Source organism: Haematobacter genomosp. 1 (genome assembly GCF_002196855.1).
Classification (GTDB): domain Bacteria; phylum Pseudomonadota; class Alphaproteobacteria; order Rhodobacterales; family Rhodobacteraceae; genus Haematobacter.
Map to the genome: position 1 here is coordinate 23,410 of NZ_NIPW01000012.1, position 13,508 is coordinate 36,917.

A 13,508-nucleotide genomic window follows, 5' to 3' on the forward strand; every position below is an offset into this window, starting at 1 on the left:
CGGGGCAGAACGGCAACGTTCTGTGCCAGTGACGCGGCTGGTCCTTCCGTCGGTGGTGACAGGGGCCTCCCGATAAGCTATCGCTTCGGAACGAAGAACTGACAGGAAGGCGAGATGATGCAGGACCACGCCCAATCCCCCGCCCACGAGCATGGCACGATGGATATCTCCGCGCAGGAGAAGACCTTCGAGGGCTTCATCCGCTTCATGACCTACGGGACGGTGGTTGTTCTGCTCCTCCTCATCTTTCTCGCGCTGACCACTCTCTGATCATGCGGGCATTCTGCGGGGCGGAGGTTGCCGTCCGATGAACGCTGCAGGCTGGCTGCGGCTTGTGGCCGTGGTGTCGATGCCGCTGTGGCTTGTCGCCTGCGGCGCGGCGGAAAAGACATGGGCACCCGATGCGGCGGTGCAGGCGGCGACCTATCGTTTCGATGGGCCGCCCATGCTGACGCTCTATACCGCGATCAACAACAACACCGGGGCGGGAGAGCACTCCGGCCTGATGATCAACGCCGATCAGCGCGTCCTTTTCGACCCTGCCGGAAGCTGGACACATAGCAAGGTGCCCGAGCGGAACGATGTCCATTACGGCATCACCGCAGGCGTGGAGCACTGGTATGTCAACTACCACGCCCGCCCGGCCTATCACGTGGTCCGTCAGGAACTCGTGGTGACACCTGCCGTCGCGGCCGAGGCCAAGCGGCTGGCAGAGGCCTATGGCGCGACGCCCAAGGCGATGTGCGCCCGCGCTGTCAGCAGCGTCCTGTCCCAGCTTCCGGGCTTTGAGGGGATCGGGCGGACCTATTTCCCGAAGACGCTGATGGAGGAATTCGGAGAGATGCCGGGCGTCGTCACGACCTATTTCTACGATGACGACGAGGACAATTCGAACCCGCTTCGGCAGCAGGACCATCCCGATCCGATTCGCTGACCGTGATTGACCGATCATCCTTCACGGCCTTCAGTGCTGGCCGTCGGTGCTTGTCATCGGTGAGGGCCGTCAGAAGAAATAGGGCAGTACCAGCGCCACGCCGCCGCCCAGGATCGCGGCAAGGGTGCTGCGCGTGATCATCCCGACCACGATCGTCGCCCCCGCCGCCATCAGGCGCAGCGGATCCAGCCCGCCGTCCGGCGCGTGCTGAAGGACGATGGGCATCGCGAGCCCCGGCAGCACCGCCGCCGCCGTGTAGCGCAGGTGGCGTTGCAGCCAGTCCGGGAAGGGCCGGTTTCCCATCAGCCCGAGGAAGGAGAAGCGGAGCAGGAACGTGCCCGCCCCGAGCGCAAGGATGATCCCCCAGATCTCCAGCTTGCCATAGCTCATTCCCGCACCCTCCGCCGCGCCAGAAGCTGCTCCACCGCCGCGCCCGCCATCATCGCGAAAACAGCCGCGACGAGCAGGCCGAGGTTGTAGGGGATAAACGAAAACGCAAGCGTGAGGACGACCGATACCACTGCCGCGGCCAGATGGGCGGGGTTGCGCAGCAGCGGTGCGATCATGGCGAGGAAGGTGATCGGGATGGCGAGATCCAGGGGCACGTCGGCCGGAATGAAGCCCCCCGCCGTCGCGCCGACCAATGTGGAGACGGGCCACGGCACCGCAGTGAACAGCACCGCGCCGAAGTAATAGGCCACCTTGTCGCGCAGCCGCATCGGCGCGCCGGTGTCAAACCGCAACGCGCTGATCGCATAGGACTGGTCCGTCAGGCTGTAGGCCGCGAGCGCCCTTTGCCACACCGGCATGCCGCCCAGATGCGGCGCGAGAGAGGCCGAATACATCGCCATGCGGATGTTCACCGCCAGGCCCGTCGCAATGACGATCAGCACGGGCGCATTGTCATTCATCAGTTGCAGGGCGCTGAACTGCGAGGCGCCCGCGATCACCAGGATGGAAAACCCCATGATCTCGATCAGGTTGAACCCCGCCGTGCGGGCCGTGATGCCGAACAGCAGCCCGAAGGGCACGACAACGATGAGGTAGGGCAGGCCCGCAACCACCCCCCGACGAAACCATGGATTGAGAAACATTGGCGCTGGTCGCCTCCGCCGACACCGCGCCACCATAAGGAGACGCGGTTCGGCTTTGCAACCACCCGCCGCCCGCTGACACACCGATATTGCGTCGCTGTGTCCGATGGCCGCTGACGGGACCGCCGGTGCGGATGGTTCCGGCCTAGTCGAATGTGCCCGCGACGCGGCCGAGCAGCATGAAGGCGCGGGCTGTGCGGGTCATGCCGACCATTGCCAGCATTTCATCTGGCACGGTGGGGGCGAAGTCAGACAGGCTGCGGTCGAACTGGCGCAGGAAGTGCTGCGCCGCGTCGCGGAAGACGGGATCGCTCCGCATCCGTGTGGCTGTCGCCGCCAGCACGTTCGGCTCCTCGATCGCACCGAGACCGGCGACGGACTGGCCCCGTGCACCCTCGCTGAACTGCCGCCAGAGCGCGCCGGGGGGCAGTTCCTCCGGCACGAGATCATCCATGTAGATCCCGTCCGCGCCCAGAAGGTTCAGCACGTCCTGCGCCGACCGGATGAGCTTGGCGGCGGTCGGATCCTCCAGTGCCCGGCGAAGGGTGCGTATGCCTTCCGCATCGTCGGGCGAATCGGGGAAGTTCAGAGCGCCGATGAAATCCGCTGGCGGCAACGGCTCCTGCTCCGCAGCTTCGGGGGCTGCCTGCTGCGGCACGGCGCGGGGTGGGGCGGGCTGACGGCGCGCCGGTTGCGCCGCGCGCGCGGCTGTGCCTGCCGTGAGCGGAGGAAGTACCTGCGCCGCAGAGGGCTGCGAAACGGGCGGTTGCGCAACCGGCGGCTGGCGCAACGGCTGGGCCGTTGCGCCGCGACGGAGGGCATCGATCTCCTGCTGCAGGCTGGCGGCTTCCTCCCGCAGGCGGCGGACCGTGCGCAGACTGGTCGCGATCAGCCAGATCAGCGCGACGGGCATCAGCACCGCCAGCGCGGCGACCAGCGCGGAAAGCGGTCGCCCGCCCTCGCTCCCGTCGCCCGTGAAGAAAAAGACCGCCGCGATCACCAGCCACAGCAGCGTGAGCGCTGCCGCGGCAATGTCGATCAGCGGAAGCTGGCGGAAGGCGCTCCCCTCCGGCGGCAGTCCTGCCGGGCGGGGGGAAGTCTGGTCGTCTTGCGGTGTGTCAGGCATGCGGAATGCGCTTGCGGCGCCCTCCTCAGATATAGCGGACGGTCACGATCTCATAGTTGCGTTCGCCGCCGGGTGTCTTGACCTCGACCGTGTCTCCCTCATCCTTGCCGATGAGCGCGCGGGCGAGGGGGGAACGGATGTTGAGAAGGCCGTTCTCGATATCGGCCTCCGTTTCACCCACGATCTGGTAGGTCTTTTCCTCTTCGGTGTCCTCATCGACGAGGGTGACCGTTGCGCCGAACTTGATCGGGCCGGACAGGCGGGACGGCTCGATGACCTCCGCCAGCCCGAGAATGGCCTCGATCTGGCCGATCCGGCCCTCGATGAAGCTCTGCCGTTCGCGGGCGGCGTGGTATTCGGCATTCTCGGAGAGGTCGCCATGCTCCCGCGCCTCCGCAATCGCGCGGATCACGGCAGGACGCTCGACCGACTTCAGATTGCGCAGTTCCTCGTCCAGCGCGGACTGACCTTTGCGGGTCATAAGGATCTTTTCCATCGTCGTCTTTCCCGGTCTGGAACAAAAGCACCCGGACGCGCTCGGTAAAGCGCGCGGGTGCATGCGTGTCATTTCTGCTGCACCTGAACCGAGACGGGCGTGGATTGCAAGCCTGATCCACACGGAGAGATCGCGCCGTCGGCGGCGCTTTGCCGCAAGGGCATTGCTGTCAGGCAGCCCGTGACGATTGACCCGTTGGCTACGGCCCGGTAACGCTGGCCCCTGACAAAAGCCAGTTCGCCTGCATCCGCAGGCAAGGGGGGACCAGCATGAGCGACGGAATCGAACGGGAATCGATGGAGTATGACGTGGTCATCGTGGGGGCCGGCCCTGCCGGTCTGTCCGCTGCGATCCGTCTGAAGCAGCTCGATCCCGACCTGTCCGTCGTGGTGCTGGAGAAGGGGTCCGAAGTCGGCGCGCATATCCTCTCGGGCGCGGTTCTCGATCCGGTGGGCCTCGACAAGCTGATCCCCGACTGGAAGGACAAGGGCGCGCCCGTCACCGTGGCCGTGAAGCACGACAGCTTCTACATGCTGGGCGAATCCGGCCAGATCCGGCTGCCGAACTGGCCGATGCCGAAACTGATGTCCAACCACGGCAACTATATCATCTCGCTCGGCAATCTCTGCCGCTGGCTTGCCGGTCAGGCGGAGGAGCTGGGCGTGGAGATTTTCCCCGGCATGGCCTGCTCCCAGATCGTCTATGGGGAGGACGGCACGGTGAAGGGCGTCGTCGCGGGCGAGTTCGGGCGTGAAAGCGACGGCTCCATCGGCGACAGCTATGAACCGGGGATGGAACTGCTCGGGAAATACGTCTTCATCTCGGAAGGCGTGCGCGGCTCTCTGGCCAAGGAGATCATCGCCCGCTACGACCTCTCCGCCGGGCATGAGCCGCAGAAATTTGGCCTCGGCATGAAGGAAATCTGGGAGATCGACCCGGCCAAGCACCGCGAGGGGACGGTCATCCACACGATGGGCTGGCCGCTCGGCAAGAACGCCGACGGCGGATCGTTCATCTATCACGCCGAAAACAACCAGGTGTTCATCGGTTTCGTGGTGCACCTGAACTACAAGAACCCCTACGTCTTCCCCTACATGGAATTCCAGCGCTTCAAGCATCACCCGATGGTGGCGGAGCTTCTGAAGGGCGGCAAGCGCGTGGCCTACGGCGGCCGCGCGATCACCGAGGGCGGCTACCAGTCGCTGCCGAAGATGGTGTTCCCGGGCGGGGCGCTGCTGGGCTGTTCGGCGGGCATGGTGAACGTGCCGCGCATCAAGGGCAGCCACAACGCCATGCTGTCGGGCATCGCGGCGGCGGATGCGGCGCAGAAGGCGATTGCCGCGGGCCGCACGGGCGACGAGCTTTCGGATTACGAAACCGAAGTCCGCACGGGCGAGATCGGTCGCGACCTGAAGAAGGTGCGCAACGTGAAGCCCCTGTGGTCGAAGATGGGGATGCTCGGCCTTGGTCTCGGCGGGTTCGACATGTGGACCAACTCGCTCTTCGGGGCGAGCCTGTTCGGCACCATGCCGCATCCCAAGACCGACGCCGCCGCCACGGCGGAGGCGTCGGGCTATGCGCCGATCACCTATCCCAGACCCGACGGCGTGCTGTCTTTCGATCGGCTGACGAATGTCTCCTTCAGCTTCACCAACCATGAGGAAAGCCAGCCCTGCCACCTCAAGCTGAAGGATCCGACGATCCCGATCAGCTACACCCTGCCGAAATTCGCCGAGCCCGCGCAGCGATATTGCCCCGCCGGCGTCTATGAGGTGATCGAAGGGGCGGAGGGGCCGCGCTTCCAGATCAACTTCCAGAACTGCGTCCATTGCAAGACCTGCGACATCAAGGATCCGCCGCAGAACATCACCTGGACAACGCCTCAGGGCGGTGACGGGCCGAACTATCCGAACATGTAACATTCGGGCGAGCATCCGCCCCGCCTGCGCGGGGCGATTGCCTTGCTGGCGCCCCACGGATACGGTCACCCGAACGTTCGATCTGTGGTGCTCCTGATGTTCCAGCTTTCCCGTCTTGCCGCCTCCCTGCTCTGCGGTACCGCCCTGCTTCTCGGGGCAACGACCGCATGGGCGGATGGCTACGCGGGGCCATACCTCGCCGGTCGCGCTGCCGCGGGGGAGCGGGACTACCGCGCTGCCGGCACCTATTTCCATGAGGCGCTGTCCCATGATCCGGGCAATGCCCAGTTGCAGGAGTTCGCGCTCCTCTCCGATATCGGCCGGGGGGAATTCGACGCCGCGCTGAAGGTGGCGCAGTCCATGCAGCGCGAAGGGCAGGACAGCCAGCTCGCGGATCTGCTGCTGCTCGTGGACATGATCGGTCGGAAGGACTGGGCAGCGGTCAAGGCCGATGTGCAGGGCGGGCCGAAGATCAGCCCGTTGATCGACGGGCTCGCGGGCGCCTGGGCGGAGTTCGGGCTTGGCCGGATGTCGGATGCGCAGGCCGCCTTCGACAAGGTTGCGGGCAACGAGCCGCTCAAGGCCTTTGCCCTCTATCACAAGGCGCTGGCGCTCGCCGCCGCGGGCGATTTCGAGGGCGCTCAGGCCATTCTGGGCGGCGAGACCGGGCGGGTGGCGAGCATCACGCGCCGGGGCGTCGTCGCACAGGTGGAGGTGCTGAGCCAGCTTGACCGCGACGCCGACGCCATCGCCCTGATCGACAGCACCTTCCAGGGCGACCCGGAGATGGACGGCTTCCGGGCGCGTCTGGAGGCCGGCGAAACGCTGCCCTTCGACGTGGTGCGCTCCGCGTCCGATGGGATGGCCGAGGCATTTCACGGCGTTGCGGGCGTTCTGGCGAACGGTGGCGGCGAGGATGGTTTCACGCTCGTCTATGCCCGCATGGCAGAGCACCTCCGCCCCGATTTTACCGAAGCGATCCTGATGGTTGCAGGCATTCTGGAAAAGCAGGGCCAGTATGACCTTGCGACAGTCGCCTACAACCGCATCCCCCGCAACGATCCGGCCTTCCACGTGGCGGAAATGGGCCGGGCCTCCGCGCTTTATGACGGGGGCCGGACGGAGGCCGCGCTGGAGGCGATGGAACAGCTGGCGAAATCCTCTCCTGATGTGCTGTCCGTGCAGGTGGCTTATGGCGACATGCTCCGCCGGCAGGAGAAGTTCGCCGAAGCCGCGCAAAGCTATGACCGGGCCATCGCCCTGCTGGGAACGCCGGGCCCGCAGCACTGGCCGCTTTTCTTTGCCCGTGGCATTGCGTTCGAGCGTTCTGGCCAGTGGCCGAAGGCGGAGGCCGATTTCCGCAAGGCGCTGGAATTGGCGCCGGATCAGCCCGCCGTGCTGAACTACCTCGGCTATTCCTACGTGGAGCGGCATGAACATCTGGACGAGGCGCTGGGGATGATCCAGCGGGCGGTGGATGCCCGTCCCGATGATGGCGCGATCACCGACAGCCTTGGCTGGGCGCTCTTCCGGCTGGGCCGCTATGACGAGGCGGTCGGCCATCTGGAGCGTGCGGCAGAACTGATGCCGGTCGATCCGGTGGTCAATGACCATCTGGGAGACGTTTTCTGGGCCGTCGGGCGCAAGCTGGAGGCCGATTTCCAGTGGCGCCGCGCCCTTTCCTTCAACCCGGAGGAAGATGAGGCGGCGCGCATCCGCAAGAAGCTCTCCATCGGCCTCGATGCGGTGCTGAAGGAGGAGGGTGCTCCTCCCATCGTGCGGACCGGCAACGCAGACTGATCCTCCCGTGGTGCCGCAAGCGACCATCGGGGAATTCGCACCCGCCAAGGTGAACCTCGCCCTGCATGTGACGGGGCGAAGGGCCGATGGCTACCATCTGCTCGACAGTCTGGTGGTCTTTGCCGGGGTGGGGGACAGGGTCACGGTCGCGCCCGGGCCGCTCTCCCTCACCGTGACGGGACCGCGCGCGAATGATGTACCGCGGGGGGAGGGCAACCTCGTGCTGCGTGCCGCGCGCCTGCTGGGAGCGGAAGCGGCGATCACACTGGAAAAGCGGCTGCCTGCCGCTGCGGGGATCGGCGGCGGTTCCTCCGACGCGGCGGCGACGCTCCGTGCGCTCGCCCGCATGACGGGGCGGGATGTGCCGGGGGCGGGGCTGTCGCTGGGGGCCGATGTGCCGGTGTGCCTCGGCGGCCGACCCGCGCGGATGCAAGGGATCGGGGAGAAGGTGGAGCCATTGTCCGGCCTGCCGAATTTCTGGCTCGTGCTGGCCAACCCCGGCGTGGAAGTGCCGACAGCCGCGGTCTTTGCCGCGCTCGCCCGGCGGGACAACGCGCCCCTGCCGCCGCTCCCCCGTCTCGCGGATGCCGCGGCGCTGGGGCATTGGCTGGCGGCGGAGACGCGCAACGATCTGGAAGAACCGGCCCGCGCCCGTGCGCCCGTCATCGCGGATGTAATCGACATGCTGGCGGCGCAGCCGGGATGCCGCCTCGCCCGGATGTCCGGCTCCGGCGCCACCTGCTTCGGCCTGTTCGATGGGGAGGCGGCGGCCGAAGCCGCGGCGCAGGCAGTGCAGAGGCCGGGCTGGTGGATCGCCGCCGCCCCCGCACTGCGGGAGCCGCCTGCGCTGTAGCGCTCAGTTGATCCGGGCGACCACGAAATCGGCAAGATCGAACAGCATGGCCCTGACCGGATGATCGGGCAGGGGGGCAAGCGATGTCTTCGCCCGCTCGGCCCAGGCGCGCGCTTCTGCTCGCGTTTCCTCCAGCACCCCATGCTGGTGGAGCAGCCGCAGCGCTTCTTCCAGGTCACCGTCCCGCTGGTCGCCCTTTTCGATGACGCGGGTCCAGAAGCCACGCTCCGGCACGCCGGCCTTTGCCACCGCCTTGATGACCGGCAGCGTCAGCTTCCGCTCCCGGAAGTCGTCGCCGATGTTCTTGCCGATCTCCTGGGTGGAGCCGCCGTAATCCAGCACGTCATCGACGATCTGGAAGGCGATCCCCACCGCATCCCCGTAGTCGCGGAGCGCCGCGACCCATGCCTCCGGCGCGCCCGCGATCACCGCGCCCGATTCCGTCGCGGCGGAGAAGAGCGCCGCAGTCTTGCCGCGCACCACCTTCAGGTAGGTGGCCTCTGTCGTCGCCAGATCCTGCGCGGCGGTAAGCTGGAGCACCTCGCCCTCCGCGATCGTGGCGGAGGCGTTGGACAGGATGTCCAGCACCCGGATGGACCCCGGCTCCACCATCAACTGAAAGGCGCGGGCGAACAGGTAGTCGCCGACGAGAACGGAGGATTTGTTGTCCCACAGCAGGTTCGCCGTCGGACGCCCCCGGCGCTGGCGGCTCTCGTCCACCACGTCGTCATGGAGCAGCGTCGCGGTATGGATGAACTCCACCGTCGCGGCGAGATGGATGTGATAGGGCCCGTCGTAACCGGCAAGCCGCGCGGCGGCGAGCGTCAGCATGGGGCGCAGACGCTTGCCCCCGGCTTCGATCAGATGCGCCGTCACCTCCGGGATCCGCGGTGCATTCTCCGATGCCATGCGCTCCCGGATCAGACGGTTCACCGCCGCCATATCCTCCGCCAGATAGGCGTTCAGCGCATCGAGAGGGCGCACGCGCGCCGGTTCCACGCCCGGCCTCGACAACCGGGGGGAAGTCACGTTTACTCCGCTCATGCGAGAAGTGCTGCGAACAAGCGACCCAACCGTCATCCCCTTTGCCGTGGCCTTGCTTCAGGGCGAGGGTATAGCCGCGTTTCCACTGGACGTCCACATGAGCATTCTCGAAGGATCCTTGGGCATTCTGCCGCGGCGCTTCATGGTGCGGGACGGCGATCTGAGCCATGCGCGCCGCGTGCTCATCGACAATGGCCTCACGGTCAGCGACTGATCCATGAAGGCGGCCAGCAGATGACGCAGCCTGTGAACGGTGTCCCTCCGCCGCGCTTCGCGGATGGTGACCTCACGTCCGACGGGTTTCTCGGCGGCCGGCTCCGCATCCTGCAACCGCGGGACGGCTATCGTGCGGCTGTCGATCCGGTGCTCCTCGCCGCTTCGGTGCCGGCGCGGGAGGGTGAGTCGGTCCTCGAACTCGGTTGCGGGGCGGGCGTGGCGAGCCTGTGTCTGGGCAGGCGTGTGCCGGGGCTGCGTCTGGCCGGGGTGGAGCGTCAGGCCGCCTATGCGGATCTCGCCCGCAGAAATGCCACGGCCAACGGCATCCCGATGGTGGTGACGGAGGGCGACATCGCCGCGCTTCCCCCACCCTTGAAGGCGGAAAGCTTCAACCACGTCATCGCGAATCCGCCCTATTATCGCGCGCAAGGCGGCACCCGCGCCAGCGATCCGGGGCGGGAGGCCGCACTCCGGGAGGAAACGCCCCTCGACCTCTGGGTGGAGACGGGGCTGAAGCGGCTTGCTCCCGGGGGGTATCTCAGCATCATTCAGGCGGCGGATCGTTTGCCGGAACTGCTCGCCGCGCTCTCCGCGCGGACGGGGGGTATCGTGGTTCTGCCGCTCGCCCCGCGGGAGGGGCGCGCGGCGCGGCGGATCATCTGCCGGGCACGAAAAGGCAGCCGGGCGGCGTTCCGCCTGCTTGCGCCTTTCGTGCTGCATGAAGGGGTAAGCCACGAGAGAGATGGCGAAAATTTCAAGAATGGTGTCTCTGAAATTCTTCGTGATGGCAAAAACCTGCCATTTCAGTAACAAATATGCTCATCCTGTCGCCGTTACGTCATATCGCCGTTTCATTCCGGGCGTGACACGACTCGTCTCCTGTGTTCCTATCCATCTGTGGATCACCAAAGGAGGAAGACCGTGGCAGTCAGTTCCCACCTGCAAGAGCTCCGCAAAAAGCACGCCGCGCTGTCGGCGCGCGTCGAGGAGGCGCAGCGCAGTCCCGCGACGGACGCGCTCCACATTGCCGAAATGAAGCGGCAGAAGATGCGTCTCAAGGAGGAGATCAAACGTCTTTCGACGCACTGATCTTCCGGCGCGCCTTGCCGGCGCGGGCGGCGAGAGCTGCTCCGCCGGTTATCAGCAGCGCAGCGACGAGCAGGGTGACACTGGCTTCGGCGATGCCTGCGATGATGAGCGCGAGCGTGGATAGCAACGGGGCTGCATAGCTTGCAACACCCAGCAGTTGCACATCTCCCCGCTTCATTCCCACGTCCCACGTATAGAAGGCGATGCCGACCGGCCCCAGTCCCAGCAAAAGGACAGAGGCCCAGCCCATAGGGCTGTCAGGCCAGATGGTCGGCTCGAATATCACATGCGCCACGGCGGAGAGCACTGCCGTGGCAATACAGAATACGGCCACGCTCTCCGTCGGCACGGTGCCAAGCCTGCGCGAGATGAGGGAATAGGCCGTCCATGTCAGGGCGCAGCCAAAGGCCAGCATCTGCCCCAGCCCGGATGCCGAACCGTCCGACCCTCTGCCCAGCACGATGAGCGCCGCGCCTGCAAAGGCAAGCAGCGCGCCCGCGACATGGGCCGCGCGAAGCCGTTCGCCGGGAAGCAGGGCGGAACCAAGCACAATGAACAGGGGCCAGAGGTAAGCGATCAGCCCCGTTTCCGCCGTCGGGCTGAGCCGGAAGGCAGAGAAATACAGGATATGGTATCCGAAAAGCCCGGCCGTTCCAAAGGCATAGACGGCGAGCGGCACCTGCCGCAGCCGATGTGCCGTGCCGGAGACGGCCATCCAGACCACGCCGACCATCCCGCCGATGCCGAAACACAGCGCGTTCAGCAGGAGCGGCGGGACCGGCGACGAGCCTATGGTGAAAAGGGCCAGCAGCGCCCAGAGGAGCACTGCCGACAGGCCGACCAGCGTGGCGCGGCTGCGGGGCGCGTCGAGCGGACGCGCCCCGCCTGCGTCAGACGAAGAACTGTCCGCCATTGGCCGTGATGGTCGAGCCCGTGATGAAGCCCGCGTCGTCGGAGGCGAGGAACACCACGCAGCGCGCGATCTCCTCCGGCTGGCCGAGGCGCCCGGTGGGGATTTGGGCCACGATGCTCTCGCGAACCTTCTCCGGCACGGCCATGACCATCTCCGTCGCGATATAGCCCGGTGCGATGGCGTTCACCGTGATGCCCGCGCGCGCGCCTTCCTGCGCCAGAGCCTTGGTGAATCCGAGATCGCCTGCCTTGGCGGCGGAGTAATTCGCCTGCCCCACCTGCCCCTTCTGCCCGTTGATGGAGGAGATGGAGATCACGCGGCCGAATTTCCGCTCCCGCATCCCCGGCCAGAGCGGGTGGGTCATGTTGAACAGTCCGCTGAGGTTGGTGTCGATCACCTCGCGCCATTGATCGGGCGTCATCTTGTGAAAGAGCGAGTCCCGCGTGATCCCGGCATTGTTCACCAGAACGTCGATCGGGCCGAGCGCCTCCTCCACTTCCGCGATTCCGGCCTTGCAGGCCTCGTAATCGGCCACCGACCAGCGGAATGCGGGAATGCCGGTGTCGCGGCTGAATTCCTCCGCGGCGGCGCTGTTGCCCGCGTAATTCGCGGCAACCTTGTAGCCCGCATCCCGGAGCGCGAGAGAGATGGCTGCGCCGATCCCCCTCGTGCCACCCGTCACCAATGCGACTCTGGACATAACTTCCCCCCTCTCCAGAAAAATCACTTGTGCGGTAATGGTAGTCCTGTGCCGCTCATCCGCGTTCGAGACACATCGCCACACCCATTCCGCCGCCGATGCAGAGCGTCGCGAGACCCTTCTTCGCGTCGCGCCGGGTCATCTCGTGCAGCAGCGTGTTGAGGATGCGGGCACCCGAAGCGCCGATCGGGTGGCCGATGGCGATGGCGCCGCCGTTCACGTTCACGATCTCCGGATCCCAGCCCATCTCCTTGTTCACCGCCAGCGCCTGCGCCGCGAAGGCTTCGTTCGCCTCCACCAGATCGAGGTCCGACACCTTCCAGCCCGCCTTCTCCAGCGCCTTGCGCGAGGCGGGGATCGGCCCGGTGCCCATGATCGCCGGATCGACCCCGGCGGTGGCCCAGGAGGCGATGCGCGCAATGGGTTTCAGGCCGCGCCGCGCCGCTTCCTCCTCCGTCATCAGCAGAACGCCCGCCGCGCCGTCATTGATGCCGGAGGCATTGGCGGCGGTGACGGTGCCATCCTTGGTGAAGGCGGGTTTCAGCTTGGCCATCGCCTCCATCGTCGCGCCGTGGCGGATGTATTCGTCGGCATCCACCGTCACATCGCCCTTGCGGGTCTTCAGCACGACGGGAACGATCTCATCCCGGAAGCGCCCGGCCTTCTGCGCGGCTTCGGCCTTGTTCTGCGAGGCGACGGCGAATTCGTCCTGCGCTTCACGCGTAATCTGGAACTTGGCGGCGACATTCTCCGCCGTCTGGCCCATGTGGTAGCCATTGAAGGCGTCCCACAGCCCGTCTCGGATCATCGAATCGATGAACTTGAGGTCGCCCATCTTGGTGCCCGCGCGCAGATGCTGCACATGGGGGGAAAGGGACATGCTCTCCTGCCCGCCCGCCGCGATCACGGTGGCATCGCCAAGCTGGATGTGCTGCGCCCCGAGCGCCACGGCACGAAGGCCCGAGCCGCAGACCTGATTGATGCCCCAGGCGGCTGATTCGATCGGCAGTCCGGCATTTACATGCGCCTGACGGGCCGGGTTCTGGCCCTGCCCTGCAGGAAGCACCTGGCCGAGAATGGTTTCCGACACATCCTCCCGCGCGATGCCCGCGCGCTCCACCAGCGCCTCCAGCACGACCTTGCCGAGCTCATGGGCAGGCGTGGATGCGAAAGAGCCGTTGAAGCTGCCAACCGCAGTACGGGCGGCGGAAACGATCACGACATTGGTCATGGCAATTCTCCCCTTGGGCCGGGATGCGTGCAGCACCGGCGCTTGTCCAATCTATGGCCGCTCGCCAAAGAGAGCGCAACACCGACGGCATTC

Annotated in this window: 16 protein-coding genes; 8 read left to right on the forward strand and 8 right to left on the reverse strand. The window is 66.4% G+C overall.

Annotated elements, in window-relative coordinates; translation table 11 throughout:
• Positions 1 to 114 precede the first annotated feature (114 nt).
• Positions 115 to 270, forward strand: a complete 156-nt coding sequence (locus tag CDV49_RS09330; RefSeq protein ID WP_306424941.1) for an aa3-type cytochrome c oxidase subunit IV — start codon at positions 115 to 117, stop codon at positions 268 to 270.
• Positions 271 to 307: 37 nt separating this feature from the next.
• Positions 308 to 934, forward strand: coding sequence for a hypothetical protein (locus CDV49_RS09335; RefSeq protein ID WP_088215273.1), 627 nt, complete (start codon positions 308 to 310; stop codon positions 932 to 934).
• A gap of 69 nt (positions 935 to 1,003) precedes the next feature.
• Here CDV49_RS09335 and CDV49_RS09340 read toward each other — a convergent pair whose 3' ends face one another.
• The 4 genes from CDV49_RS09340 to greA all read right to left on the reverse strand — a co-directional run bounded on the left by CDV49_RS09340 (position 1,004) and on the right by greA (position 3,650).
• Positions 1,004 to 1,324 (reverse strand): AzlD domain-containing protein, encoded by a 321-nt coding sequence (locus CDV49_RS09340; RefSeq protein ID WP_088215274.1) that lies wholly within the window; start codon positions 1,322 to 1,324, stop codon positions 1,004 to 1,006.
• Positions 1,321 to 2,028 (reverse strand): AzlC family ABC transporter permease, encoded by a 708-nt coding sequence (locus CDV49_RS09345; RefSeq protein WP_088215275.1) that lies wholly within the window; start codon positions 2,026 to 2,028, stop codon positions 1,321 to 1,323. Before CDV49_RS09345 ends, CDV49_RS09340 begins: the two co-directional genes overlap by 4 nt.
• A gap of 145 nt (positions 2,029 to 2,173) precedes the next feature.
• On the reverse strand, positions 2,174 to 3,154 hold the full coding sequence (locus tag CDV49_RS09350; RefSeq protein ID WP_088215276.1) for a hypothetical protein: 981 nt from the start codon (positions 3,152 to 3,154) through the stop codon (positions 2,174 to 2,176).
• Between the two features lie 25 nt (positions 3,155 to 3,179).
• Positions 3,180 to 3,650 (reverse strand): transcription elongation factor GreA, encoded by a 471-nt coding sequence (gene greA, locus CDV49_RS09355; protein ID WP_035708809.1) that lies wholly within the window; start codon positions 3,648 to 3,650, stop codon positions 3,180 to 3,182.
• A gap of 269 nt (positions 3,651 to 3,919) precedes the next feature.
• Between greA and CDV49_RS09360 the strand changes: the two genes are divergently transcribed.
• The 3 genes from CDV49_RS09360 (at position 3,920) to CDV49_RS09370 (ending at position 8,222) form a co-directional block, all read left to right on the forward strand.
• Positions 3,920 to 5,569 carry an electron transfer flavoprotein-ubiquinone oxidoreductase gene (locus tag CDV49_RS09360; RefSeq protein ID WP_088215277.1) on the forward strand — a complete coding sequence of 550 codons (1,650 nt, stop codon included), beginning with the start codon at positions 3,920 to 3,922 and terminating at the stop codon, positions 5,567 to 5,569.
• 96 nt (positions 5,570 to 5,665) lie between these two features.
• A complete protein-coding gene (locus CDV49_RS09365; protein WP_088215278.1) occupies positions 5,666 to 7,369 on the forward strand; it encodes a tetratricopeptide repeat protein in 1,704 nt (567 codons plus the stop codon).
• A gap of 7 nt (positions 7,370 to 7,376) precedes the next feature.
• Entirely contained in the window at positions 7,377 to 8,222 is an 846-nt protein-coding gene (locus CDV49_RS09370; RefSeq protein WP_373447795.1) for a 4-(cytidine 5'-diphospho)-2-C-methyl-D-erythritol kinase, read from the forward strand.
• 3 nt (positions 8,223 to 8,225) lie between these two features.
• Here CDV49_RS09370 and CDV49_RS09375 read toward each other — a convergent pair whose 3' ends face one another.
• Complete coding sequence (locus tag CDV49_RS09375) at positions 8,226 to 9,164, reverse strand: polyprenyl synthetase family protein (RefSeq protein ID WP_256947299.1); 939 nt, start codon at positions 9,162 to 9,164, stop codon at positions 8,226 to 8,228.
• Between the two features lie 100 nt (positions 9,165 to 9,264).
• On the opposite strand from CDV49_RS09375, the gene CDV49_RS09380 reads away from it, so the two are divergent.
• The 3 genes from CDV49_RS09380 to CDV49_RS09390 all read left to right on the forward strand — a co-directional run bounded on the left by CDV49_RS09380 (position 9,265) and on the right by CDV49_RS09390 (position 10,571).
• Entirely contained in the window at positions 9,265 to 9,480 is a 216-nt protein-coding gene (locus CDV49_RS09380) for a putative signal transducing protein (RefSeq protein ID WP_088215280.1), read from the forward strand.
• 20 nt (positions 9,481 to 9,500) lie between these two features.
• Positions 9,501 to 10,292 carry a tRNA1(Val) (adenine(37)-N6)-methyltransferase gene (locus tag CDV49_RS09385; RefSeq protein WP_088215281.1) on the forward strand — a complete coding sequence of 264 codons (792 nt, stop codon included), beginning with the start codon at positions 9,501 to 9,503 and terminating at the stop codon, positions 10,290 to 10,292.
• Positions 10,293 to 10,403: 111 nt separating this feature from the next.
• The gene (locus CDV49_RS09390) at positions 10,404 to 10,571 is read left to right on the forward strand and encodes a YdcH family protein (RefSeq protein WP_088215282.1); all 168 of its coding nucleotides are present in this window, start codon (positions 10,404 to 10,406) and stop codon (positions 10,569 to 10,571) included.
• Here CDV49_RS09390 and yddG read toward each other — a convergent pair.
• Genes yddG through CDV49_RS09405 form a run of 3 tightly spaced genes read right to left on the reverse strand, consistent with a single transcriptional unit; the run spans position 10,549 to position 13,415 of the window.
• Positions 10,549 to 11,484: an aromatic amino acid exporter YddG gene (yddG, locus tag CDV49_RS09395; RefSeq protein ID WP_088215283.1), complete on the reverse strand. Its 936-nt coding sequence runs from the start codon at positions 11,482 to 11,484 to the stop codon at positions 10,549 to 10,551. The two genes, CDV49_RS09390 and yddG, sit on opposite strands and share 23 nt — an antisense overlap.
• Positions 11,462 to 12,184, reverse strand: coding sequence for a beta-ketoacyl-ACP reductase (locus tag CDV49_RS09400; protein ID WP_035741638.1), 723 nt, complete (start codon positions 12,182 to 12,184; stop codon positions 11,462 to 11,464). Before CDV49_RS09400 ends, yddG begins: the two co-directional genes overlap by 23 nt.
• Positions 12,185 to 12,239: 55 nt before the next feature.
• Positions 12,240 to 13,415 (reverse strand): acetyl-CoA C-acetyltransferase, encoded by a 1,176-nt coding sequence (locus tag CDV49_RS09405; RefSeq protein WP_088215284.1) that lies wholly within the window; start codon positions 13,413 to 13,415, stop codon positions 12,240 to 12,242.
• Between the last annotated feature and the right edge of the window lie 93 nt (positions 13,416 to 13,508).